General features: G+C 28.8%; 25 protein-coding genes. 15 read left to right on the plus strand and 10 right to left on the minus strand.

What is annotated here, in order from left to right; genetic code table 11:
- Positions 1 to 3: 3 nt before the first annotated feature.
- The 6 genes from thrA to ACFQ5N_RS08800 form a co-directional block, all read right to left on the minus strand.
- On the minus strand, positions 4 to 2,448 hold the full coding sequence (gene thrA, locus ACFQ5N_RS08775; RefSeq protein WP_386809122.1) for a bifunctional aspartate kinase/homoserine dehydrogenase I: 2,445 nt from the start codon (positions 2,446 to 2,448) through the stop codon (positions 4 to 6).
- A gap of 355 nt (positions 2,449 to 2,803) precedes the next feature.
- Positions 2,804 to 4,009, minus strand: coding sequence for a diaminopimelate decarboxylase (lysA, locus tag ACFQ5N_RS08780; protein ID WP_386809123.1), 1,206 nt, complete (start codon positions 4,007 to 4,009; stop codon positions 2,804 to 2,806).
- Between the two features lie 145 nt (positions 4,010 to 4,154).
- Positions 4,155 to 5,387, minus strand: a complete 1,233-nt coding sequence (gene pepT, locus ACFQ5N_RS08785; protein WP_386809124.1) for a peptidase T — start codon at positions 5,385 to 5,387, stop codon at positions 4,155 to 4,157.
- 63 nt (positions 5,388 to 5,450) lie between these two features.
- Positions 5,451 to 6,008, minus strand: coding sequence for a hypothetical protein (locus ACFQ5N_RS08790; protein ID WP_386809125.1), 558 nt, complete (start codon positions 6,006 to 6,008; stop codon positions 5,451 to 5,453).
- 7 nt (positions 6,009 to 6,015) lie between these two features.
- Entirely contained in the window at positions 6,016 to 7,053 is a 1,038-nt protein-coding gene (locus ACFQ5N_RS08795; RefSeq protein ID WP_386809126.1) for a sialidase family protein, read from the minus strand.
- 91 nt (positions 7,054 to 7,144) lie between these two features.
- Positions 7,145 to 8,653: a S41 family peptidase gene (locus ACFQ5N_RS08800; RefSeq protein WP_386809127.1), complete on the minus strand. Its 1,509-nt coding sequence runs from the start codon at positions 8,651 to 8,653 to the stop codon at positions 7,145 to 7,147.
- A 137-nt stretch (positions 8,654 to 8,790) separates the two neighbouring features.
- Between ACFQ5N_RS08800 and ACFQ5N_RS08805 the strand changes: the two genes are divergently transcribed.
- The 5 genes from ACFQ5N_RS08805 to ACFQ5N_RS08825 all read left to right on the plus strand — a co-directional run bounded on the left by ACFQ5N_RS08805 (position 8,791) and on the right by ACFQ5N_RS08825 (position 13,434).
- Positions 8,791 to 9,300, plus strand: a complete 510-nt coding sequence (locus tag ACFQ5N_RS08805; protein ID WP_386809714.1) for an RNA polymerase sigma factor — start codon at positions 8,791 to 8,793, stop codon at positions 9,298 to 9,300.
- Positions 9,287 to 9,700 (plus strand): hypothetical protein, encoded by a 414-nt coding sequence (locus ACFQ5N_RS08810; RefSeq protein ID WP_386809128.1) that lies wholly within the window; start codon positions 9,287 to 9,289, stop codon positions 9,698 to 9,700. Before ACFQ5N_RS08805 ends, ACFQ5N_RS08810 begins: the two co-directional genes overlap by 14 nt.
- A gap of 17 nt (positions 9,701 to 9,717) precedes the next feature.
- The gene (locus ACFQ5N_RS08815; protein ID WP_386809129.1) at positions 9,718 to 10,257 is read left to right on the plus strand and encodes a DUF4252 domain-containing protein; all 540 of its coding nucleotides are present in this window, start codon (positions 9,718 to 9,720) and stop codon (positions 10,255 to 10,257) included.
- A 66-nt stretch (positions 10,258 to 10,323) separates the two neighbouring features.
- Positions 10,324 to 10,869 carry a DUF4252 domain-containing protein gene (locus ACFQ5N_RS08820; RefSeq protein ID WP_386809130.1) on the plus strand — a complete coding sequence of 182 codons (546 nt, stop codon included), beginning with the start codon at positions 10,324 to 10,326 and terminating at the stop codon, positions 10,867 to 10,869.
- Positions 10,870 to 10,995: 126 nt separating this feature from the next.
- Positions 10,996 to 13,434 (plus strand): M1 family aminopeptidase, encoded by a 2,439-nt coding sequence (locus tag ACFQ5N_RS08825; protein ID WP_386809131.1) that lies wholly within the window; start codon positions 10,996 to 10,998, stop codon positions 13,432 to 13,434.
- A gap of 55 nt (positions 13,435 to 13,489) precedes the next feature.
- Here ACFQ5N_RS08825 and ACFQ5N_RS08830 read toward each other — a convergent pair whose 3' ends face one another.
- Positions 13,490 to 13,885 carry a helix-turn-helix domain-containing protein gene (locus ACFQ5N_RS08830; RefSeq protein ID WP_386809132.1) on the minus strand — a complete coding sequence of 132 codons (396 nt, stop codon included), beginning with the start codon at positions 13,883 to 13,885 and terminating at the stop codon, positions 13,490 to 13,492.
- A gap of 354 nt (positions 13,886 to 14,239) precedes the next feature.
- Between ACFQ5N_RS08830 and ACFQ5N_RS08835 the strand changes: the two genes are divergently transcribed.
- The 4 genes from ACFQ5N_RS08835 to ACFQ5N_RS08850 all read left to right on the plus strand — a co-directional run bounded on the left by ACFQ5N_RS08835 (position 14,240) and on the right by ACFQ5N_RS08850 (position 18,064).
- The gene (locus ACFQ5N_RS08835) at positions 14,240 to 15,343 is read left to right on the plus strand and encodes a M14 family zinc carboxypeptidase (protein ID WP_386809133.1); all 1,104 of its coding nucleotides are present in this window, start codon (positions 14,240 to 14,242) and stop codon (positions 15,341 to 15,343) included.
- 64 nt (positions 15,344 to 15,407) lie between these two features.
- Complete coding sequence (locus ACFQ5N_RS08840; RefSeq protein WP_386809134.1) at positions 15,408 to 15,887, plus strand: Lrp/AsnC family transcriptional regulator; 480 nt, start codon at positions 15,408 to 15,410, stop codon at positions 15,885 to 15,887.
- A 383-nt stretch (positions 15,888 to 16,270) separates the two neighbouring features.
- Complete coding sequence (locus ACFQ5N_RS08845; protein ID WP_386809135.1) at positions 16,271 to 17,314, plus strand: response regulator; 1,044 nt, start codon at positions 16,271 to 16,273, stop codon at positions 17,312 to 17,314.
- Positions 17,315 to 17,617: 303 nt separating this feature from the next.
- On the plus strand, positions 17,618 to 18,064 hold the full coding sequence (locus ACFQ5N_RS08850) for a hypothetical protein (RefSeq protein WP_386809136.1): 447 nt from the start codon (positions 17,618 to 17,620) through the stop codon (positions 18,062 to 18,064).
- A gap of 242 nt (positions 18,065 to 18,306) precedes the next feature.
- Here the strand turns inward: ACFQ5N_RS08850 and ACFQ5N_RS08855 are convergent, their stop codons facing one another.
- Positions 18,307 to 19,005, minus strand: coding sequence for a pseudouridine synthase (locus ACFQ5N_RS08855; protein WP_386809137.1), 699 nt, complete (start codon positions 19,003 to 19,005; stop codon positions 18,307 to 18,309).
- 43 nt (positions 19,006 to 19,048) lie between these two features.
- Between ACFQ5N_RS08855 and ACFQ5N_RS08860 the strand changes: the two genes are divergently transcribed.
- The gene (locus ACFQ5N_RS08860) at positions 19,049 to 19,807 is read left to right on the plus strand and encodes a sulfite exporter TauE/SafE family protein (RefSeq protein ID WP_386809138.1); all 759 of its coding nucleotides are present in this window, start codon (positions 19,049 to 19,051) and stop codon (positions 19,805 to 19,807) included.
- 51 nt (positions 19,808 to 19,858) lie between these two features.
- Positions 19,859 to 20,191 (plus strand): Dabb family protein, encoded by a 333-nt coding sequence (locus ACFQ5N_RS08865; protein ID WP_386809139.1) that lies wholly within the window; start codon positions 19,859 to 19,861, stop codon positions 20,189 to 20,191.
- Positions 20,192 to 20,196: 5 nt separating this feature from the next.
- Here ACFQ5N_RS08865 and trxA read toward each other — a convergent pair whose 3' ends face one another.
- Both trxA and ACFQ5N_RS08875 read right to left on the minus strand, forming a co-directional pair.
- The gene (trxA, locus tag ACFQ5N_RS08870; RefSeq protein ID WP_386809140.1) at positions 20,197 to 20,490 is read right to left on the minus strand and encodes a thioredoxin; all 294 of its coding nucleotides are present in this window, start codon (positions 20,488 to 20,490) and stop codon (positions 20,197 to 20,199) included.
- 77 nt (positions 20,491 to 20,567) lie between these two features.
- The gene (locus ACFQ5N_RS08875) at positions 20,568 to 21,791 is read right to left on the minus strand and encodes a multidrug effflux MFS transporter (protein WP_386809141.1); all 1,224 of its coding nucleotides are present in this window, start codon (positions 21,789 to 21,791) and stop codon (positions 20,568 to 20,570) included.
- 100 nt (positions 21,792 to 21,891) lie between these two features.
- On the opposite strand from ACFQ5N_RS08875, the gene ACFQ5N_RS08880 reads away from it, so the two are divergent.
- From ACFQ5N_RS08880 to ACFQ5N_RS08895, 4 genes are all read left to right on the plus strand, one after another.
- Positions 21,892 to 22,491, plus strand: a complete 600-nt coding sequence (locus ACFQ5N_RS08880; protein WP_386809142.1) for a class I SAM-dependent methyltransferase — start codon at positions 21,892 to 21,894, stop codon at positions 22,489 to 22,491.
- Positions 22,492 to 22,690: 199 nt separating this feature from the next.
- Positions 22,691 to 23,209, plus strand: coding sequence for a M23 family metallopeptidase (locus ACFQ5N_RS08885; RefSeq protein ID WP_386809143.1), 519 nt, complete (start codon positions 22,691 to 22,693; stop codon positions 23,207 to 23,209).
- 434 nt (positions 23,210 to 23,643) lie between these two features.
- A complete protein-coding gene (locus ACFQ5N_RS08890; RefSeq protein ID WP_386809144.1) occupies positions 23,644 to 24,102 on the plus strand; it encodes a hypothetical protein in 459 nt (152 codons plus the stop codon).
- A gap of 66 nt (positions 24,103 to 24,168) precedes the next feature.
- Complete coding sequence (locus tag ACFQ5N_RS08895; protein WP_386809145.1) at positions 24,169 to 24,774, plus strand: DUF805 domain-containing protein; 606 nt, start codon at positions 24,169 to 24,171, stop codon at positions 24,772 to 24,774.
- The last annotated feature ends 20 nt before the right edge of the window (positions 24,775 to 24,794 follow it).

Consider the following 24,794-nt stretch of genomic DNA (forward strand, 5'->3'; position numbering starts at 1 on the left):
CATTTAGTTGTTTCCAATTCTAATAATATCAGCAAATAGGCCAGAGGCAGTTACGTCAGCACCAGCACCGGCACCTTTTATAATTAAAGGTTGAATAGGGTATCTTTCAGTAAAAAACAATACAATATTGTCACTTCCATCTAAATTATAAAAAGGATGATCTGAAGGAATCTTTTGTAAACCTACATTTGCTGTTCCGTTGTCAAATTCTGCAACAAATTTTAATCTACAATTATTAGCATCAGCATTTTGTTGAATTTTATTGAAATGCTCAGCTTCTAATTTTAATGTTTCTAAAAAGTCTGAAACTGAATCAGCATCTAAAGAAGATTGTGGTAAAAACGAGTTATTTTTAATATCGCTTAATTCTAATTGTGTACCACTTTCACGGGCTAAAATTAAAATCTTTCGCATTACATCAATACCACTTAAATCAATACGCGGATCAGGTTCTGTATAACCTTGAACACCTGCTTCATTTACAACATCTGAAAAGCTTGTTTCTGCATCAAAATTATTAAATATAAAGTTTAAGCTACCTGATAGAACTGCTTGTATTTTAGTAACTTTATCTCCTGAAGCTATTAAGTTTTTAAGTGTGTCAATTATAGGTAAACCTGCCCCAACATTTGTTTCAAATAAGAACGGTGCATTGTACTCTCTTGCCAAATATTTTAAATTTAAATAGTTGTTGTAACTTGAAGAACAAGCAATTTTATTACAAGTAACTACAGCAACACTTTCTTTTAAATAATTAGCATATAATTTTGAAACACTTTCATTTGCTGTATTGTCAACAAATATGCTATTTCTGTAATTTAAATCGGTTACATTTTGGTGAAACACTTCCATATTTAAAGGTTCACCATTTGGTAATTGTGATTCCCAAGTGTCTAAATTAATACCATCCTCATTGAACAACATTTTTTTAGAATTTGTTAATGCAATTACACGTACTTGTAATTTTAAATTTTCTAATAAATATTGTTGTTGTTGTTTAATTTGTTCTAACAATTTACCACCTACATTTCCAACACCTACTACAAATAAGTTTAATTGTTTTGTTTGATTTTCAAAAAATTCAGAATGCAAGGTGTTTAGCGCCTTTTTAATGTCTTTATGAGAAATAACAGCAGAAATATTTTTTTCAGAAGCACCTTGTGCAATTGCTCTAATATTCACATTGTTTTTTCCCAATGTGCTAAACATTTTACCACTAATACCTTGGTGACTTTTCATATGGTCTCCAACCAATGCTATAATAGCGTTGTTTTGTTCAACAACTAATGGTTCAATTCTATTTTGTTTTATTTCGTATTCAAATTCTTTATTAATGGCTTCAGTTGCTTTTTCTGAATCACTATTATTAATTGCAAAACAAATTGAATATTCTGAAGAAGCTTGTGTAATTAACGAAACGCTAATTTTTTCAGTAGACAATGCTCCAAATAAGCGTTTTGAAATTCCAGGAATACCAATCATTCCACCACCTTCAAGTGTAATTAAAGCCATATTTTCTATATGACTAATTCCCTTTATTGGGTTTTCGTTAGAAGATTTTTTTGAAATTAAAGTTCCTTCAGCCTCAGGCTCAAATGTGTTTTTAATGCAAATTGAGATTTCCTTTTTTAATACAGGCTGAATTGTTGGCGGATATAATACTTTTGCTCCAAAATGCGATAATTCCATCGCTTCTTGATACGAAATGTTTTTAATAGGGAAGGCCTCACGAACAAATTTAGGGTTTGCCGTGTACATACCGCTTACATCTGTCCAAATTTCCAAAACACTAGCGTTTACTGCAGATGCAATAATAGCTGCCGTATAATCTGAGCCGCCACGTCCTAAAGTTGAAACTTCTCCTTGTTCAGTTTTAGCAACAAAACCAGGTAACATTACAATTTTAGCTGAATTTTGTTTGAAGAAATTTTCAATATTTTTATTTGTTTTAGAGAAAATTACAGCTGCGTTTGAAAAATTATCATCTGTTACAATTAGTTCTTGTGAGTTTTTTAATTCACTATGTAAACCATTGCTTTTTAAGGCTTCACAAATAATAAATGAAGAGAATAATTCACCAAAACTTACTATTTTATCGGAAGTTTTTGCAGATAATTCATTGATTAAGAAAACACCTTCTAACGTGTTTTCAAGAGTGTTTAGCATTTTTTTAATTTGCCCTAACACACCACTTTGATTGTTAACAGGTATTAATTCTCTAATGATATCAATATGTTTGTTTTCAATAATTTGAAAGCTGTTTTTGTAGCTCTCATCACCTTTGCAAGCAAGTGCTCCAGCATTTAACAATACATCAGTTATACCTCCTAAAGCTGATACTACTACAGCAATATTTGTTTCTGCTGAACTATTTTTAACAATGTTTATTACTTTATTTATGTTTTCTGAAGAAGCTATTGATGAGCCTCCAAATTTTAATACTTTCATATTAATTTTTTAAAATGATATTGTTTTTTTTAAGACTACTTATTCCTTGTTTCATTTTTATGAAAACGAATAGGTATATGGATGATATGAATAGAATATAACCCCTAAAGGGTTGTAGTAGTGGTAGTAGCAATAATTAAGTTGCGCATTTGGTTTGCGTTTTGAGTAAACTTATATGTTGTTGCTGTTTGCATAGTTCAAAAGTAATAGTTTTTTTAAAACTACAATACTTTTAAGTGAATTTTACTGAAATTTTATTTTTCAACCACAATCACTAAACACTCATCATTATTTTAAAGAACTTTTTATGAATACCAAAAAACTCCAAAGTGATCTTTGGAGTTTTTTGCATTTATTATAAATCTAGAATTACTTGATTTTTAATTAAATCATCAAACGTTTCACGCTTGCGAATTAAATAATCTTCACAGTTATACACCATTACTTCTGCAGGTCTAAACCTTGAATTGTAATTTGATGCCATTGAAAAACTGTAAGCACCAGCATTGTGAATACACAAGATATCGTTTTCAGAAATTTTGCTAACACGCCTGTTAGATCCAAAAGTGTCATTTTCACAAATATAACCTACAATATCATATATTTTTTCTTCACCCTCAGGATTTGAAATGTTTGTAATATGGTGGTAAGCATCGTACATCATTGGACGAATTAAATGGTTCAATCCGCTATCAACACCAATAAAAACAATGTTTGGCGTTGGTTTTACCACATTAACTTTTACTAATAAACTTCCTGAAGCACTGACTAAAAATTTTCCTGGTTCAAAAATTAAGGTTAAATCTCTGCCGTATTCAATACAAAACTCATTGAAACGTTGACTTAAAGTTGCACCCATTTCTTCAATGTTAGTTTCAATATCACCTTCTTTATAAGGTACTTTAAAACCGCTTCCAAAATCTACAAACTCAATAGTATCAAACTCTTTTACCGTATTTAATAAAATTTCAGTAGCAGTTAAAAAAGCTTCAATATTGTAAATATCAGAACCAGTATGCATATGAATACCATTAACAACTAAGCCAGTTTCGTTTACAATTTTCTTTACATCTTCAATTTGGTGTATAGAAATTCCAAATTTAGAATCGATATGACCAACAGATATTTTATGATTTCCACCAGCCATAACGTGTGGATTGATACGTAAACAAACTGGAATGTTTGGATGTTTTTGCCCAAATTTTTTGGTTACAGATAAGCTGTCTAATGTGATTTGAACACCTAGTTGGGTGGCTTTTTCCATTTCTTCAATAGAAATACCACTTGGTGTAAAAAATATTTTTTCTACTGCAAATCCAGCCTCAATGGCCAATAATACTTCTTGAATAGAGACACAATCTACACCAGTATCTAAATTATTAAGTATTTTTAAAATGTTGATGTTTGAATTGGCTTTAACCGCATAATTTATTTTTAAGCTTTTTACATTTGAAAAAGCATTTTTCATACGGTTGTATTGCGATTCAATTTTATTTGCGTCGTATACATATAAAGGGCTACTGTATTTTTCAGTAAGCGCTAGTAGTTGTTGATTGTTCATTCCTTTAATTTTTGAAGTGTCAAAAGTATAAAACCCTTTTTGTTTTCAAAATATATTGTCCTATTATAACAATATTTAACACATTGTTAAATAATTAAAAACTCCCTTTTGTTGAGAAGGGAGTTAAAACAGTATTTTGATGTGGTTATTTGTATTTTTTTGCTGTTAATTGCGCAATATTTACAATTACATCGGTAGCTAGTTGTAATGATTCTGCTGCGATATACTCATATCTACCATGAAAATTATGTCCACCTGCAAAAATATTAGGGCAAGGTAAGCCTTTGTAAGATAATTGAGATCCATCTGTTCCTCCTCTAATAGCTTTTATTAATGGCGTAACTCCAACATTTTTCATTGCTTCTTCAGCAATATCTACTATATGCATAACTGGTTCAATTTTTTCACGCATATTAAAATATTGATCATTTATTTCAACTTCAATTAAATTATTTCCCAATTTTTCATTTAAATCATTGGCTATTTTTTGAAATTGAGCTTTTCTTCCTTGGTACAATTCCATATCGTGATCACGAATAATGTATTCAAGAACTGTTTTTTCAACTTCTCCATTCATAGCGTGCAAATGGAAAAAACCTTCGTAACCAGTAGTTTCTTGCGGAATTTCATTTTGCGGTAACGCAGCAATAAATTCGTTTGCAATTAGCATAGAATTAATCATTTTTCCTTTTGCGTAACCAGGATGTACAATTTTACCATTTATCGTAACCGTTGCGCCAGCTGCATTGAAATTTTCGTATTCTAATTCTCCAACTTGGCTACCATCCATAGTATAAGCCCACTCAGCACCAAATTTATCTACATCAAACATATGTGCTCCTTTTCCAACTTCTTCATCAGGCGTAAATCCAATTCGAATTTCTCCGTGTTTAATTTCAGGATGTTGAATTAAGTATTCCATTGCTGATACAATTTCAGCAATTCCTGCTTTGTCATCGGCACCTAAAAGGGTAGTACCATCGGTTGTAATAAGGGTTTGCCCTTTATAAAGTAATAAATCGTCAAAGTAACTAGGTGATAAAACTATGTTTTCTTCTTTGTTTAAAACAATATCTTCACCATTATAATTAGGGTGAAATTGTGGTTTTACGTTGGTTCCAGTATAATCTGGACTTGTATCAATATGCGCTATAAAACCAATTGTTGGCACTTTGTAATCTACATTTGATGGTAAAGTTGCCATAATATAGCAGTTATCATCAAGTGTAACATTTTCCATTCCAATGTCTTTTAGTTCTTTAAAAAGAACATTTGCTAAATCCCATTGCTTTTCTGTGCTTGGAAAATTTGGATTGTTCGGATCAGATTGTGTGTCAATTGTAATGTATTTTACGAAACGATCTATTATATGTTGCATTCTATTTAATTTTTGCTCAAAAATAAGCATTCAATTAAACAGTCACAACGGATAGGTCTTAAATTATTCCAAAAACTCAATGTTCTCTAAAATGGAAATAGCATCACAAAAACGCTCGTCAATATTTTTATCTCCATATACTTCAATATAACAATTGAAATAGGTGTTTTGACTTAGCAGTACCGTAATATTAAATTGGTGATAATCAAAACCGTTTTTTGCACCATTTGCAACATACCAAAAGCTTGGTTTGTTTTGAAATAAGGTGGTGTTTGATTTGATTATTTTTAAGTTTTTAGCTTTTAAAATTGAATCGTTTTTTGAGTGGAATTTATTACTGAATTCAATTGTTCCTAAGTTGTAAGAGGCGTCTAAAATGTAAGTGTTTGTAAGTTGCTTTACTGTATCAGCTGAAATTATTTCGGATTGATAATTATTATAATAAAGTGTTGTTTTCCAATTTGATGGAATATTTAGTTTAAAGTTTTTATGAAAGTCGTATTGCTCGGATTTTTGCTCAGAATTTATATTGTTACAATTAAAGTTTTTTCTTAATTCAGACTGTTTTGAACAGCTTGCAAGTACCATAATTAAAACAAGAAATTGAAGTAGGTGTTTCATAAAAAAATTAATTGAAATTCAGTTTAGCAATTACTTCATTTCCTGAAAGCCAAGCAGTGTTTTTATTTGCAATTCTAATACTGTAAAAACCTTCGTCGCTCACTTTTTTCCAATTTTCACCTGAATTATTTGAAAAGAAAATTCCGTTAGTTGAAACGGCAAAAAGTTCTTTTCCTTCCGAATTTGGTACATATTGTACACAACTTACATAATGAGGAGCAGAATTTTCAGCAACTAAACTCCAAGTTTTTCCTCCGTCATTAGTAATTGCTTTATTTGCACTTTCTCCAAATTTATTTAAGTAATCGCCACCACAAATTATACCTTGTTTGTTGTTGTAAAATGCAGCTGTGTAAATTCCTGTGGTTTCTTTCCCTTCAATTATTGGTGTATTGTAAACATTCCAAGTTCTTCCCATATCTGAAGAGTGAAATACTCTAGCTCTTTTACCTCCAGTAACAATCCAAGCGTTTTTTCCTTTAACTACAATGTTTGTGTTGCTTGCGGCAAAAGCAGCTTCACCTGGTTCAATTTCGGGTAAAAATTCACATTTTACTTTATTCCAAGTAGTTCCACCATCGCGGGTAATTAAAATTGATAAGCAATTATCTACAGGATCTCCCATTGCAATTCCATTTAAATCGTCAAAAAATTTCATAGCATCATAAAACACCTTTTCATTGTCTTCTTTATATACAAGTTCAATGCGGTTTTCAGTGTTTCTATATAACAACGCAGGATTGGCAATGCTTAACATAAATATATCAGACTCTGTTAATGCTAGTGATCTAAAGTGTGGAACAATGGTGTCGGTTTTAATTTTACTAGCTATTGGAATAATTTCATTTCCTCTTACAACTCCTAAATCGCCTCTTGAACCAGCGTAAACAACTGTTGAGTCATTAATTATTTCTATGGCGCGAATACTTGAACTATCAATTTTGTATTTTTCTAATGAAATTTGAGTTATTTCACGAGGTTTTTCGGTTTTTGTACAAGCTGTTAATGTGATTATTATTGAAGTGATAAAGAGTAATTTTTTCATTTAGAAGTCTATTTAAAACAAAAGTACTTAAAAATTAGGCGTAAAAAAAGCAGGAAGAATCCTGCTTTTTTATACTTAAATGTTTAGATGTTTATTTGTTGAAAAAATCTGAATCTATATACATTTCTTTTTCAAATTTCTTTTCAAGTTTAGACATATCTAAAGCTTCTGCACGTTGCGCTCCTTTTTCAGGACCTCTGGCAGATAAACCTCTAATATGATCTAAAGCACCTTTTAAAACAGTTTCATTTTCATCACCAAAAGGTAAAATATTGTTCCAACTATTGTATTCAACTACTTCAATATCTGGCTCAAAACCTTGTGTGTAATCACTTTCACCACTTTTATTATAAATTTGAAACACAATTGGCTGCATAGCATTGTAATGGCTTGTGTTTGCGCTATCTACGTTGGTGTAGTCTGAGCTTGGTGAATCGTATAAAGTAATAGATCCTACATTTTTACCGTATGTTGTAGTTCCTACAGTCACAACAGGAATAAATGGCTTTAATCCGTTGATGATCATTTCACTAGCAGAAGCAGTGCTTCCTGATGTAAGTACGTATAATCTATCAATATTACTTAATCTATTCACTGTTTCCTCTCTTAAGAATAAACCGTTTTCATCATAAATATTCATTGAGTTCCCAAAATAGTAAGAGCTACTTGCATCTGTATGTTTAAAGTTGAATTTTAATTCAGCAAATTCATCGTCACCAGCACTTTCGTTAATCATACTTGCTAAATAAGCCGATGTTTGTACAGATCCACCACCATTTAATCTAAAATCAAGAATTAGCTCGTTTACACCTTCGCCTTTAAAATAAGCAAAAGCTTCATTTAATTCATCATTATAAGAAGATCTAAATCCGTTATAAACTAAATATCCTACTTTTCTACCATTAATATCTTCAAAAACTTTTTTAAAGTAAACAGGATCTTCAGCTAGTTCAACAGCAGTAATTGTTTTATCTTCAATTACAGTTAATACGCCATTGCTTTCAGAAACCATAGTTAAAGTAACGCTTGGGTTTGATAATTTTCCAACGGTTTCGCTATAGTTTCCGGTAGTAAGTACAACTCCGTCCAAAGCGTTTATAATATCACCTCTTTTAATTCCAGCGTTAAATGCAGGTGAATTATCAGCGACATATCTTACGTAAAATATTACGTCATCTTTGTCAGCATCAATTTTTACAGCTTGTAATCTAAAACCAAAAGTTGTTGAAATTCCTTGAAAAGATTTTTGTTGCTCAACATAATCTTCAATAAACCAAGAAAATCTATCAATAACACCTTCATTATAAATTAATGACTCAAATAAGTCTTCAGGTGTATCGTATTTATTTAAATAAGTGTAATAGTCATCTTGATCATCACTTTTAGAATCTAAAAGGTTTGGCACTTGTTGTTGCCAGTTATACCAAGAATTCATTGCTTTCCAAACAAAATCATTTTTAGGTTCGTTAAGCGTTACCGCTTCTTCAGTAGGATCCGGAGTTTCTTTTTCAGTTCCTTCATCATCGTCATCCTTACTACAACTTGCAAATGCAAGTGCAAACCCAATGTAGGCTAAAAGCAAATAGTTAGTTTTTTTCATGTTAGATATAAATTTTATTAATTTTTCTGCAAGATATCATTTTTTGAAACAAAAAATAAATACAAGTGTTACAAAATTGTAACTTGTTCGTCATACTAGAAACGGCAACAAAAATAATGCCGAAATTATTAATTAGAATGAAGCAATCAGAGTTTTTAAAAACAGTAACGCCCTTTAAGGATAAAGTGTTTCGGTTAGCGAAGAGATTATTGGTGTCTACAGAAGAAGCTGAAGACGCCACGCAAGAGCTTTATTTTAAGTTGTGGAAAAACAGAGGTAAATTAAAAGAGTATAAAAGTGTAGAAGCTTTTGCAATGACTATGACAAAGAATTATTGCTTTGATCGTTTAAAATCTAAACAGGCAAGTAATTTAAAATTAGTTCATAGTAATTATAAGGAAAACGACACTTCGTTATCAAGAAAAATAGAATTAAATGATAGTGTAAGTTTGGTGCATAAACTAATTGAAAATTTACCAGAGCAGCAAAAATTAATAATACAGTTAAGAGATATTGAACAATATGAGTTTGAGGAAATAGGTAAAATGCTAAATTTAAAACCTACAGCTATTAGAGTTTCATTGTCAAGAGCTAGAAAAACAATAAAAGAACAATTAATAAAGCAACATAATTATGGAATTGGATAACATAGAAAAGTTGTTACAAAAATATTTAGATGCAGAAACTTCTATTGCAGAAGAAAATGAACTAAAGCGTTATTTTTTAAGTAACAATGTAGCGCCACATTTAGAACAGTACCAAGCATTGTTTGGGTATTTTTCTATTAGTAAACAAGAAGTGCATACAAAACCATTGCAATTAAAAACTCAAAAGAAGAATTGGAAATGGTTATCTGTAGCGGCTTCAGTAGTATTACTGGTTGGATTGTATACAGGGTATCAAAAAAATGAACAAAGAAAGGCTGAAATAATATATAACGAAACTCAAGTTGCGTTTAATATGCTTTCAACAAATTTAAACAAAGGAAATGAAGCTATTGCACAGTTGCAATACTTTGAAACAGCAAAAAGTAAAATTTTTAAATAAACTAAAAGCACAAAATAATGAAAAAAATAATTTTATCAATCGCAATAGTATTAATGGCTTTCACAAGCTACTCCCAAACTTCAATTTTTGATAAATTTGAAGAAATGAATGATGTATCATCAGTTATTGTAAATAAAGAAATGTTTAAAATGCTAGCTAAATTTAAAGGCGGCGGAGAAGAAGGGCAAGAATATTTAGAAATGGTACAAGGATTAAACTCTTTTAAAGTGTTTACTACAGAAAAACCAGAAATTGCAGCGCAAATGTCTTCAGTAATTAAGAAATATTTAAGTTCAGCTAAATTAACTGAGTTAATGCGTGTTAAAGATGAGGATACGAATGTGAAAATTTATGTTAGACAAGGAAAAGATGAAGATCACGTAAGTGAATTACTAATGTTTGTAAATGGTGTTGGAAAATACATGGAAGATTCTAACAGCCCGATTAAAGCTGAAACTGTAATTTTATCATTAACAGGAGATATAGATTTGAATAAAATTTCAAAGCTAACAGAGAGTCATATTCCTGATAGTGGAAAACATTTAAAATCAGAATAAAAAAATAATGAAGCGGCTTGTTTTAACAAGTTGCTTCATATGTTTAAATAAACTAAAACAAATAAAATGAAATCGATTTTAAAAATAGTAGGAGTTGTTTTTGTGGTTGCAACATTGTTTACAGCTTGTAATGGAACGCCTTCCCTTCAAAAATATATTGTAGAGAGTAAAGAGAATGACGAATTTATTTCAGTAGATATACCTTCAAGCATATTGCAATTAAAAGATTCAGAAGTTTCTGAAGATATAAAGAGCACGCTGGAAACAATAAAAAAAGTAAATTTTTTAGCGTTGCAATTATCTGATAGCAATCAAGGTTTTTATGAGTCAGAAGTTTTAAAAGTTAAAGCTATTTTAAAAAACCCGAAGTATCAGCAGTTAATGCGTGTTAAAATGTCTGGTACAAATGTAACAGTTAATTTTTTAGGTGAAGATGATGCTATTGATGAAGTAATTATTTTTGCTGCAGATAGTGAAAAAGGCTTTGGAATTATTAGAGTTTTGGGTGAAAACATGAATCCTTCAGATATTATGAAATTGTCGCAAGAAATAAAGTTAGATGGTGATTCAAATGAATTGAAGCAAATAGAAAATATTTTTAAGGATATTTAGTAGAAAAAACGTACATATTGAAATTTATAAAAGTCACACCATAAAAGGTGTGGCTTTTTAACTGCTTTTTAACTTCATAGCATAATATTTATATTATTTTTGAGGCTTTAAATTTAAAAATACAGAATGAGAAAATTATTACTGACACTTTTACTATTAACCTCAATTGTAGTAGGTGCTCAAGACAAAATCTATCAACCCGAAAAAGAAAAAGTAAATAATTTAATTCACACCAAATTAAAAGTAGATTTTAATTTTAAAGAAAGTCAGTTAAATGGTGAAGCTTGGGTTACTTTAAGTCCGCATTTTTACGCAACAAATAAAGTTGTTTTAGATGCAAAATCATTTGAAGTAAAAGCAGTAAAAGTAAATGAGAAAAAAGCAACATTTAACTATGAAAATGATAAGTTAACGGTAGATCTTGATAAAAGCTATACTAGAACTGAAACATTTACAGTATATGTAAAATATATTGCCAAACCTGAAGAAGTAAAACAAAAAGGAAGCGCTGCTATTAATGATGCAAAAGGACTTTATTTTATTGATCCTTTAGAAGAAGACCCTTCAAAACCAACGCAAATTTGGACACAAGGAGAAACAGAATCAAGTAGCTGTTGGTTTCCAACAATTGATACTCCAAATCAAAAAACTACACAAGAAATTTATATGACGGTTCCAGATAAGTTTGTAACCTTATCAAACGGACTTTTAATTAACCAAACAAAACATAGCAACGGTAGCAGAACAGATTACTGGAAAATGGATGAGAAACACGCGCCGTATCTTGTTTTTATGGGTGTAGGTGAGTTTAGTGTGGTAAAAGATTCTTGGAATGATTTGGCTGTTGATTATTATGTAGAACCTGAATTTGAAGATGTAGCCAAAGATATTTTTGGAAATACACCTGAAATGATGACTTTTTTCTCTGAACTCACTGGAATTCCTTTTCCGTGGGATAAATACAGTCAAATGGTGGTGCGTGATTACGTAAGTGGAGCAATGGAAAATACAACGGCAGTTGTTCACGGTGAAGATGCGCAACAAAAGAAAGGGCAATTAGTAGATCATAATGAATGGGAGGGAACCGTAGCGCATGAGTTATTTCACCATTGGTTTGGAGATTTAGTAACAACTGAGAGCTGGGCTAATTTAACTGTAAATGAATCATTTGCTACGTATAGTGTGTATTTATGGTATGCTCATAAATATGGAAAAGATGCTGCTGATGCGCATATGAGCGAAGATATTGAAGTGTATTTGCAAAGTCAAAGTGAAAATAAAGATTTGGTGCGTTTTTATTATGAAGACAAGGAACATATGTTTGATCCTGTAAGTTACCATAAAGGAAGTGCAATTTTACATATGTTAAGAAATTATTTGGGTGATGGAGCGTTTTTTGAAGCGTTTAATTACTATTTAACAAAACATAAATACGGTACTGCAGAAGCTCATGATTTGCGTTTAGCGTTTGAAGAAGTTAGTGGTAAAGATTTAAATTGGTTTTTTAATCAGTGGTATTTTGGTAGTGGGCATATTCGATTAAATGTGACGTATGACTATAATACAATTAATAATACGGTAACAGTCAATTTAAATCAGCAAGGAAAAGTGTTTAGTTTTCCATTGTCAATTGATATTTATGGTGAAAATGGTGTAAAGCGTGAAGAAGTTTGGTTAGATAAAAAACAAAATTCGTTTACATTTCCATTCGTAAAAAAACCGAAACTTATTAATATTGATGCGAAGCATATTTTATTGGCTGAAATTGACGATAAAAAAAGTTTAGAAGGATATATTTATCAGTTTAATAATGCGCCTCATTATTTAGATAGAAAAATAGCTTTAGAAGCTATAGTAAAGGAGCAGCAAACCAGTAAAGAAGCATTTAATACAGTTTTAAAAGCTTTTGATGATCCTTTTTATAAAATAAGAGTGTTGGCTTTAGAACAAATAGATTTGTTTCAGAAATATACTAAGAAAGATGCAATTGCAAAAATTGAGCGTATTGCACAATATGATAAAAACACTTTGGTTCAAGCGGAAGCAATAAATGTTTTAGGGAAACTTATAGATCCTATTTATAAGCCTGTTTTTGTTAGAGGTATAGAAAGTGAATCTTTTTCGGTAAAAGGGAAATCGTTGGTTTCTTTGTATCAAATAGATAAAGCAACCGCTTTGGTAGCTTTAGAGGATATTGATGAAGTTGTAAAAGAGCAAATTCCTGATGCAATTACTACTATTTATATTAATGAAAAAGATAAAACAAAACTTCCTTTTATTGCAAATCACGTGCTAAAAGGTATGTTTTTGTCTCAAAATCCTCGTACACAACAGTTGTATGCCGGGGCATTTAAATGGATTTCTGAGTGTGATAATGAAGAGGCAATCACAAATATTACAGCAGATTTTGTAAAACTTGGAAAGCAGTATAAAAAATACAATTTTGATAAAATGGCTGTGAATATGCTAAACCAAATGGTTGCGACACAGCAAAATTCAACTAACGCAAATAAAAAAGATTTAACGGTTATTTTAAAAACTGGTATTGCTGAGTTGATAGAATAGATATAAGTTTCTTAATAATAAAAAAGCTTCTCAATTTGAGAAGCTTTTTTTTGTTTTATGAAGTATAACTTTTAAAAGAGCCGTCTTTATAAAAGATAACAATGCGCTCAATGTCTGAATCTTTTGTTATAGCAATGTTTGGTTGAATATCATTTTTGATTGTTGCTTTAGTGTTATGCTGAATAGTAGGAGGTGGTAATGGAGTAGTGTTTTCTTCTTGTTTAGTTTTAGGAAAACTACCAGTACCATTTAATAACCAATACAATTCTACCTCCGGAAAAGCATTTAAAATTTTCATTACAAAATCTAAGCTAGGTTTATTTCTGCCTGATAGAATATGTGAAATGCTAGAGCGTTGCACCTTCATTTTTTCAGCCAATATTGCCGCAGAAATATTGTAGTGTTCTATAATAATTTTTATTCTTTTTGTAAACTCTTCTGTATTTACCATTGTAAACTAATTGTATTTTACAAATGTAACTTATTATTTTTAAACAAACAATCATAGTTTTAGAAATAGTGTTGATGTGGTTTAAATATTAATTACTTGTTTAAGTGGAAGGTGTTAATTAATTAAAAATAAATAAATTATGGTTTACTTATAGGTTTTACCTATATAAAGAAACGTTGTTTTTTTAAAGTATCGCAGGTTGTATACAAATGTAATTCACAATTGTAATCATAAGTGTAGATTATCTGTTTACATTTGTAATAAGTGATTTGTTTACAATTAACAATTAACATATTTCTTGTTAATTATTTAAACTACTTTTTTATATCATGAAGATTCATATACTTTTGTTATATGAATAGTTTAAACCCAAACATATTAGAAAGTTGGTATGCTTCTAATTTTCAAAATGAATTAAAAGGAAGGCAAATTTTATTTGAAGATATTGCTCCTTTAATCCAAAACTTATCTTCAATATTTGAGAAAGAGATTATAGGTCATTCAGAAAACAATATTCCTATTTATAAAATTTCTATTGGTAATGGCTCTAAAAGAATTTTATGTTGGTCTCAAATGCATGGAAATGAAAGTACAGGAACAAAAGCATTATTTGATTTGTTTAACTTCTTTGATTCAGAAGATTTAGCCATAAAAAATATTGCATCAACTATTCTTAAAGAATGTAGAATGGAGTTTATTGTATTGTTAAATCCTGATGGAGCTATTAAATTTACTCGTGAAAACTTTAACAATATAGATTTAAACAGAGACGCGGTTGATATAAGTGCTATTGAAAGTAAACTATTAAGAAACTGTTTAGATACCTTTAACCCTGAGTTTTGCTTTAATTTACACGATCAACGTTCAATTTTTAATGTTGATGGACAACCAAATCCTGCTACTATATCGTTTTTAGCGCCTTCTGAAGATTTAGAAAGAACGTTAACAAATGGAAGAAAGGAAACTATGAGTGTAATTGTTGCAATGAATAGTTTGTTGCAGCAAATGATTCCTAATCATATTGGAAGATATACTGATGAGTTTTATCCAACGGCAACGGGTGATAATTTTCAAAAACTAGGGCACAATACAATTTTAATAGAAGCAGGTCATTTTAAAGATGATTATAACCGTGAAAAAACACGCGAATATAATTTTTATGCATTGGTGCAAGGGTTGTATTTTATAGCTTCTACTTCAAATTATTCCAATTACGAGCCTTATTTCGATATTCCTAATAACAATAAGCTATATTTAGATATCATTTATAAAAACATAAAAGATTCTGACGATAATGTAATAGATGTTGGTGTTCAGTTAAAATACAGTGTAATTAACAGCGTATTAAGTAGTTACAAGTGTATTGAGTGTACTGGAGACTTATCTAACTACTATGCCAATACAATCGTAAATGGAGAAAATCTAAATATTAACGATTTAAAATTGTCAAATTCGTAAATATTATGTTTGTTTTTCGAATTATTTTAATAAATTTGTATTTTACATCATTTAAATAAACATCATGAAAAAATTTGTGTTAGATGAGATTGATCATCAAATTTTAGATATTCTTATTGAGAATGCTAGAACACCTTTTACAGATATTGCAAAGAAATTAGTTGTTTCAGCAGGTACAATCCACGTAAGAGTTAAGAAAATGGAGGATGAGGGTATTATTAAAGGATCAACTCTTACGCTTGATTATGAAAAAATGGGATATTCGTTTATTTCGCATATTGGGATTTATTTGGCGAAAACTTCAAAAACTAAATTAGTAGTTAATGATTTAAAGAAGATTCCAAATGTTACAGTTGCTTTTATTACAGCGGGTAAATACAATATTTTCTGTAAAATTAGAGCACGTGACACTACTCATGCCAAAGAAATAATTTTTGAAATTGACGATATTGATGGTGTTTCTAGAACTGAAACAATGATATCTTTAGAAGAAAGTATTAACGATAAAAAGCGTTTAATGCACTCTATCTTTAGAGAAATATAGTCTACTACTACTTACTAATTTTAAAATACCTTTTCATTTATTTGAAAAGGTATTTTTGTTGTTTAATTTGTACAAAACAGTTATAAAATTCTAGCTGTATAAATTAAAATGAAACGCTAATTACGGTTGGTAAAATACTGTTTTTTAAATATTTACTTTCGTGAGTGATTTTTATCATAATTTTAAAATGTAAAAAAAATTAACTTTAACATTAAAATAGTCTTCTAAGGATATAGAAGCTTAAAATTGTATGAGCTTAATGTATTTGTTACCCCATTAAAATACATAGATTTAAATATTATTAAAAATTGTGTAAAATATTTTTAATAGTTGTGTGCATAAAGGAATTATTTTAACAGTGAATAACTAAAAATAGTTGCACCATGAAAAAGAAAGTGCTTTTAATTGAAGATGATAAAACTGTAAGAGAAAATACATCGGAAATTTTAGAATTAGCCAATTATACCGTTAAAACTGCAAAAAACGGAAAAGAAGGCGTAGCATTGGCAAAATCATTTTTACCAGATATAATTATATGTGATATTTTAATGCCATTATTAGATGGCTATGGTGTATTGCAAATTATCTCAAAATCACCATTATTAGAGCATATTCCATTTATTTTTTTAACTGCAAAAACTACTCACGACGATTTAAGAAAGGGAATGGAGCTAGGTGCTGATGATTATATTAGTAAACCTTTTGGAGAATCTGAATTATTAAGAGCTATTGAAAGTCGTTTGAAAAGAGTAAAAATATTAGAACAAAATTCAAAACCAATTGAATTTAAAAATGTGTCAGGTTGTTTAAATATAAAAAACATTGATCAGTTTTTAGCTACAAAAAAGGTATTTACATTTAATAAAGGAGAAACTATTTATTGTGAAGGAAATTTAAGTAATCATATTTTTTTAATAAAAAAAGGTATGGTGAAAACTTATAAAATAAACGAATATGGAAAAGAGTTAAACACTGGTTTTTATTCCTCTAATCAATATTTTGGTTTTTCTTCTTTTTTAAAAAACACACCGCATTTTGAAAATTCAAAGGCAATGTCTTTTACGAAGCTCTACAAAATAAATAGAGCAGAAATAGCTTCTATCATTAAAAATAACAACCATATTTTATATGATTTAGTTATACACCTAGCGGGGAATTCTGTTGAGTTAAAAAACAAATTAATGTTATTTGCATATGGATCTGTTCGAAAAAAAACTGCTGTAATTTTATTAAATTTACATGAAAGTTTTACTGAGGTAGTAGATAATGAAATTTTTATAACTCGCTTAAATTTAGCAAATTCAATAGGTATAGCTAAAGAAACACTCGCAAGAACACTTCATGATTTTAAAGAAGAGAAATTAATTGATATTTCAACCAAAAGCATAAAAATTTTAAATAAAATGAAGCTTTCAAAAGTAGATTAATACATTTTAATTAATGATAACAATCATTACTTTTATTGATGAGCGTCATTGTACGTACTTCTATTTTGACATAAATTAGCAATATAAAATCAAAGTAAGGTTTCATAAAGATGAGTTTTATTAAAGTGAAATTTGTTATTTATAATTACAAAAGATTTTATGAAGAGGGTTAAAGGACTATGAATTGTTGATTGATATTTTGAATTAACAATAATGGTTAAGATGAAATAATCTTCTTTAATGAATTCGAGGGATTTAAGGATTAAATTCCTCGGATTCTATTAAAACTAAATAAATGAAATAATGAAACGAATAATTCCAATACAAAAGTCATCTACATTTACCAATAGTGTTGAACATTTATTGTTTAAAACTAACAAATGGATGTCTGAAATTGAGTTTATTGAGGTTGAACAAAATTTTTTAAAGGAATTATTATCAGAACATATTATTAGTTTATGCGAAACACATAATTTTCAAAAAGCAAAATTATTGTTGAATGGCTTAGAGCACGAAACAAAATTGGGTAAAGTGTTATTGGCTAGCATAAAAGATCATAATATAAATTTATCATTATTAATTGAAAATATATATTTAAAGAGAGAAGATAATTTTAGAAATCATCATGAATCTCTTAAATCTGAAGTTATTAATTACCTTGATAACTTTAAATATTTGAAAGAACAAGTGTTTGAATTAGTTTTATTTATAATGAAAAAAGAGAAAAAACAAAAATTGTTAACTAGTTAAAATTCAAATACTTTGCCGTTTTCAAACTTTGATTCTTTGATATTTTGTATATAAATTATTAAATCAATATTGATTTTTTTAGCAATAAACGTAATTGTTAAAAAGGTTATTAATTTATAATGAAAAAATATTTTAACTGAATTATTTTATTTGGGGTGAGATTAATTTACAAGAAATATTTGTACAAAATTATTCAAAAATGTTTGTATTAAATTGAGAATCAAATTTTGAAAACGGTTTTTTTATTCAAAACTTTTCCAGCCAAATTTCTTCATAACAAAATTCCAATCATTTGGTAATTTTGCTGTTAACTCAATTTTTTGTTGTGTTATTGGGTGCTGAAACTTTAAAGAAATTGCGTGTAAAAACAAATTGTTGCAATCAAATTCATTTTCAAACATGCGATTATGAAATCTATCTCCATATTTATAATCACCAACCAGTGGATGACTAATTTTATTCATATGAATTCTTAGTTGATGCATTCTTCCGGTTGCAGGTTTTAATTCAACTAAGCTATATCTTGACGTTTCATAAGGGTGAACAGGTATATTTAGCACAACTTTTTGCATTGGTTTACAAAGTGTTTCGGCATTTTTATAAACTTGTGTGTCAGGGTTTTTAACAGGTGAATTAATTAATTTTGATTCTTCAACAAAACCTCTCACAATTCCCACATAGGTTTTTTCAATTTTATTAGAATTAAATAATTCTTGAAAAATAGCAACATTTTCTTTTTGTTTAGCCAATAATAATACACCTGATGTTTTACGATCTAACCTATGAACAGGGTACAAAGGAAATCCCAATTGATTTTGAAGTACATCTAAAATAGTTGCATCCTTTATATTTCTTGCATAATACGAGTTATGAATCAATACATTGTTGGGTTTATTTACTACAACAATGGTTTCATCTTCAAAAATAATTTCAACTATCATTGGGCAAATATAAGTATCTTGCGTTGTTCAAAAAACAAAATGAATGTTAGAATTAATTAGCCAATTTCAACTTACAAATTCACAATGGTTTATTGCTTATTTAGGTGTGTTTCTGTTAGGTTTTAGTAAATCTGGAATTAAGGGAATTGGAGTTGTTATTGTGTTGTTAATGGCTTTTGTTTTTGGAGGGAAAGCTTCAACAGGAGTTTTAATCCCTTTAATGATAGTTGCTGACGTTTTTGCTGTAATTTATTATCATCGACATACACAATGGAGTTTGTTATTAAAATTATTACCTGCAATGGTAGTTGGCGTATTGTTTGGAGTTTGGTTTGGGAATGACATTTCAGAAAAATTTTTTAAACAAATAATGGCTGTTTTTATTTTAATTACTGTAATTATTATGATTTTTATGGAGCGCAAAAAAAATAAAAGTGTTCCTACAAATAAGTTTTTTTCTAACGGAATGGGATTGTTATCTGGTATAACTTCTATGATTGGAAATTTAGCTGGCGCTTTTACTAGTATTTATTTTTTGGCAATGCGTTTACCTAAAAATGAATTTATAGGAACGGCTGCTTGGTTGTTTTTTATAATCAATGTTTTTAAGTTACCCTTTCATATATTTGTTTGGAAAACTGTAACTGTTAATACAATTTTATTGAATTTAATTTTATTTCCTGGTGTAATTCTTGGGTTTTTAGTAGGTGTACAATTGGTAAAATTAATTAAAAATGATGCTTACCGTAAATTTATATTACTAGTGACAGCCGTTGGAGCGTTAGTTATTTTATTAGGTTGAAAAAAATGTATATTCACAATATTATTAAATAAAAAAAGAAGAAGTTAAAATATGAGTAGTATAGAAAAAAACAATGAAAACTTTGTTCACGTAGTTTTATTTTGGTTGAAAAACCCAAATGATGAAGCTGATAAAGAAGCGTTTAAAAAACATGTTCAAACGTTGTTAGAAACATCAAAACATGCAAAAAATAAACATTTAGGAGTTCCTGCTCAAACGGCAAGGTTTGTTGTTGAAAGTAGTTATACCTTTTGTTTAAAAGTTACTTTTGATAATTTAGCTGATCACGATAAGTACCAAGTTGAAGCAGCACATAAATTATTTATTTCAGAAGCAGCTTATTTATGGGAAAAAGTATTAATAATTGATTCTGAAGTATTTTAAATATTTTATTGCTGTAATGCCTGTTTTAGTTGGGCTACAGATTGCATTCCTGACTGTCTCCAGGTTTGTTTACCATTTTTAAAAATTATAAATGTTGGCACACCTTGCACTTGATATTTAGCAGCAATAGATTGGTTGTTGTCAACATTAATTTTTATAATACTTATTCCATCTTTTAATTCAGATTTTAATTGCTTTAAAATAGGAGCCATAGATTTACAAGGTCCGCACCAATCTGCATAAAAATCTACCAATACAGGTACGTTTTGATTGATAATATCTTGAAATGATTTTTTCATACATTAAATTTTTAATATTTAAAATTACAAAATTATTGTAAAATAAAGTTCAAAAAAATATAAAAGTAGAGTAGTGGCTATATTGAAGTTTTTAAGGCTAGTTTCTTTTCTTTAAACTTAACACGTTTTAAATAAACCAATATTAAAATTGAAAGAAAACCACAAATAGAAAAACCTACAAATAACGGAAGTGCTGTGTCTTCAGTAAAACTACCAATATAAGTACTAATAGGCACAGCCATTATAGTTGAAGCAAAACCAGTAATAGCAGCACCAATTCCTGCAATATGGCCAATTGGCTCCATGGCTAAAGCTCTTAAATTTCCAAATAAAAATCCAATTGAAGAAAATTGCAATCCAAAGAAAAGAAGTAAAAATCCAATATGTGGATTACTTGTATTATAAAATAGAACCACATAAAGTAATGAAATAATAAAAAATGAGGTAAGTGCTACAGTTACCAATTTGTCCATTCCATATTTTAAAACAAGACTACCGTTTAAAAAAGTTGAAATTCCCATAGCAACTGCTAAGCCTGCAAATATGTAAGGAAACTCAGTTTTTAACATATATTGTTCTTGAAAAATATACTGCGAAGTACTTAAATACACCATAAAAGAACCGGTAATAAAACCCGAAATAATAGTAAAACCAATAGTAACTTTAGATTTAGAAATTTCTTTTAAACCATCAATAAAAATATGATGGGTAAACTTAATTCTGTGTTCTTTAGAGAGTGTTTCAGGTTGTCGTTTCCAAAACCAAAAACTGATTAAAATACTAAATAATAGTTGAATATAAAAAATTGCTTGCCAATTATAATGATTTAATACAAATTGTCCCATTGCAGGAGCTACAATTGGTACTAACAGAAAAACAACCGTTATAAACGACATAATTCTGGCCATAAAATCACCATTAAAAGTATCTCTAACCATAGCAATACTAATGGTTCTAGGTGCTGAAAGCCCAATTCCTTGCAAAATTCTTCCAGCAATCATAACCTCTAAACTTTTAGCATAAATACAAATAAAACTTGCTATAATAAATATTAAAATACCTAAATACACCATTGGTTTTCTACCCAAACTATCTGAAATAGGCCCAAATAATAACGGTCCAACTCCTAAGCCTAAAAATATCATTGTAATTAATAGTTGCGTATCTGTTGATGCTGTTGTTCCTATAGAAAAACCTATAAAATTTAATGCAGGCAATAAAGCATCAATAGCCAATGCTACAATTGACATTAATGAAGCCATTAATGCTATAAACTCTAGTTGAGAAGGTTTTTTTTGCATTTGACAAATGTACTTTAAATGTATTTAATGAAATATTTTCTTAGATAAAAATGTTACGAATTCATTAAAAATTGTACTTTGCTTTGTAAAAATAAATACTATGAACATTTCACTTTTAAAGCAAGCTATTGGAAATATTGATATCTATTTAATAGATCAAATTTTAAAAGAAAGGTTTAAAGTGGGAGACAAAATTTTAGATGCTGGCTGCGGAAAGGGTCGTAATTTAAAATGGTTTTATAACACAGGTTTTCAAATTTATGGTATAGATCTAACTGAAGAGTGTATAGATTTGTGTAAAGAAAATTTTTCAGCCCAAAAAGATCATTTTAAAGTAGCTTCATTAAATAGTATATCATTTGATGAAAATTATTTTGAATATATAATTTGTAATGCAGTTTTACATTTTGCAATTGATTTTGATGATTTTAATAAAATGTTTTCAAATTTATTAAGTGTGCTTAAGCCAAATGGAATGTTGTTTATTAGAATGGCTTCTAATTTTGGAATGGAATTAAACGTTGTAGATTTGGGTAAAGGAAATTATTTGTTACCAGATGGCTCTCAAAGATTTTTATTAACGGCTGAAATTTTGGATGAGCTAAAAGATTTAGATCAAATTTCTTTTGTTGATGATGTTAAAACTACAATAGTAGAAGGTAAACGATGTATGACCACATTGATTTTGAAAAAGCTTTAAATTATTAAGTTTAAGATATTCTATTTAACATAATATAAATTATAATACAAATTACAACATTTTCATTTATACAGGTATTTAGCCAATTGTAAGTTATAATTGAGTGTTAAGTTAAATAAATCATTTTAGTTTATTAAATTTAATATGAAATCTTATCTAATTTAGATGAACATATTTACGCTAATAAAAAATAAATGAATTGAGAAAAATAAAAAAGATATTATTTGCACTTTTGATAATAATAGCAATTGGACTGATCTTACCTCAGCATTTTAAAATGCCAGTTGAAAATGCAACAAATAATGATTTTAATAAGGACTCTTTTTGGTATTATCCTTGGGGACAATCTGTAACCCACAAAGGAGTGGATATTTTTGCCAAAGATGGAACGAAAATTAATTCTTCTGTGAGTGGACTAGTATTATTCTCTGGAGAAATTCCAGTTGGAGGAAATATCATACTAATTATTGGTCCAAAATGGAGAATTCACTATTACGCTCATATGAAAGAAAATATGACATCCGTTTTGTCTTGGGTTAATCAAAAGACGACAATTGGTAAAGTTGGAACAAGTGGAAACGCTAAAGGAAAACCACCTCATTTACACTACTCAATGTTAACTCCAATTCCATATCTTATGAGATATGACTCTGAAAGTAAACAAGGATGGAAAAAAATGTTTTATTTAAATCCAATAAACTATTTGACTAGTAATTAGCATCCTGGAATAAGTTTTTTAAGATTAACTAATTACGTTTAAAGCATTGTAATTAAGAGATTTAACTTAATTTATCCAAGATTCTCTATGAAATAATTAAAAGCTCTTAAAACTACCCTAAGTTATTAACTGCCTACCGTGCAGGCGTACAATATTATCTTCCAACTTTCCATATCTTCCATAGAATATGTTTTTTTATTGATTATTTCTAATACTTAATAAATCTAGAATCAATCTAAACTAGCTTGTTAACTAATAATAAACATTCTATATCTAGTAATAATTTTAATAGTTTCTTAAATTTACTATAAAAATACACTACTCAAACAAAACTACTTTATTATTTCTAACAGTGATTATTATATCATTGCAAGGTTATATGTCGTGTTGATATTATAATAATTAGTAAAAATTTGTGTAATAAATTAAATAATATGAAAAAGTTAATGCTTAAATTAGGTATATTAATGATAATGGTTTTGTCAATATCAATGATTAGTTGTTCAGATGATTCAGATGATACATTTTTAGGGAGGTTTGATGGAACTCAATGGGAATTTTTTAAAAATGGAGAATCACAAGATATTTTTTTCGAGTTTAATGACAATATAAAAAACCCAGTAACTGAATGGTTTGATGAAATAGGCAGTTGTTACTATAAATATAATTGGGCTGCTAAAGTTGAATTTGAAGTGTTAGAAAATTCATATGATACTTTTATTGTAAAATGTGAATATAATGACGGATATAATACTACAGTTTACAATTTTACCGTTATAGATGGTGAAATTGTTGTGCAAGTAGGTGTTAGTGATGACGGATATAGAGGTAGCTATGCAGGGGTATTACTAGATCCAACTACAAATATAGATGACCTGTCAATATGTTATTAAATGAATAAATTAAGAATAGTGAAATTAAAAGAAACCGATTATTAATAGTTAAAATTTTTTTAATTTATGTTTAAAAACCCATTTTCGTTTGAAGGCAGAATTAGAAGGCTTGAATATGGTTTAAGCCTTATCATAGGATTCGTCTATGTTATATTTTTATTTCTAGTTTTCGCTAGCTCTAGTGTTGATTCATTTGATATTATTATTCCATTTGCAATTATGCTGATGCTCCCCTATTTCTGGTTTATATGGGCGCAAGGGGCAAAAAGATGCCACGATCTTGGAAATAATGGATGGACTCAATTAATACCATTAGAATTTTTTGATTTGTTTTTTGATGATAGTGTAAAAGGCCCAAATAAATACGGAGATAACCCTAAAAATAAGGTTGTAAATACAAATATTAATTATTCTAAACCTTTTTCTAATTCGAACATTGAAACAGATATATTCAAATGCAGAGAATCAAAAAAAAGCCATTATAATATAATTTCAAATAATTCTATCGTAACAGTTTTATCATCTTCATTTATTAAAATTGGAACAACTCCACTTAATTTAGATAGAAGTCAATTTGAAGGCAAAAAAATAATAGTATCGAACGGGGAAGAAATCAAACATATTTTATTAGGCACTTCTCAATTTGATATAGTTGTAACTTTTAATAAATAATACATATGTATTATAAAAAA

The organism is Lutibacter holmesii (genome assembly GCF_042679665.1).
GTDB classification, from domain to species: Bacteria; Bacteroidota; Bacteroidia; order Flavobacteriales; family Flavobacteriaceae; genus Lutibacter; species Lutibacter holmesii.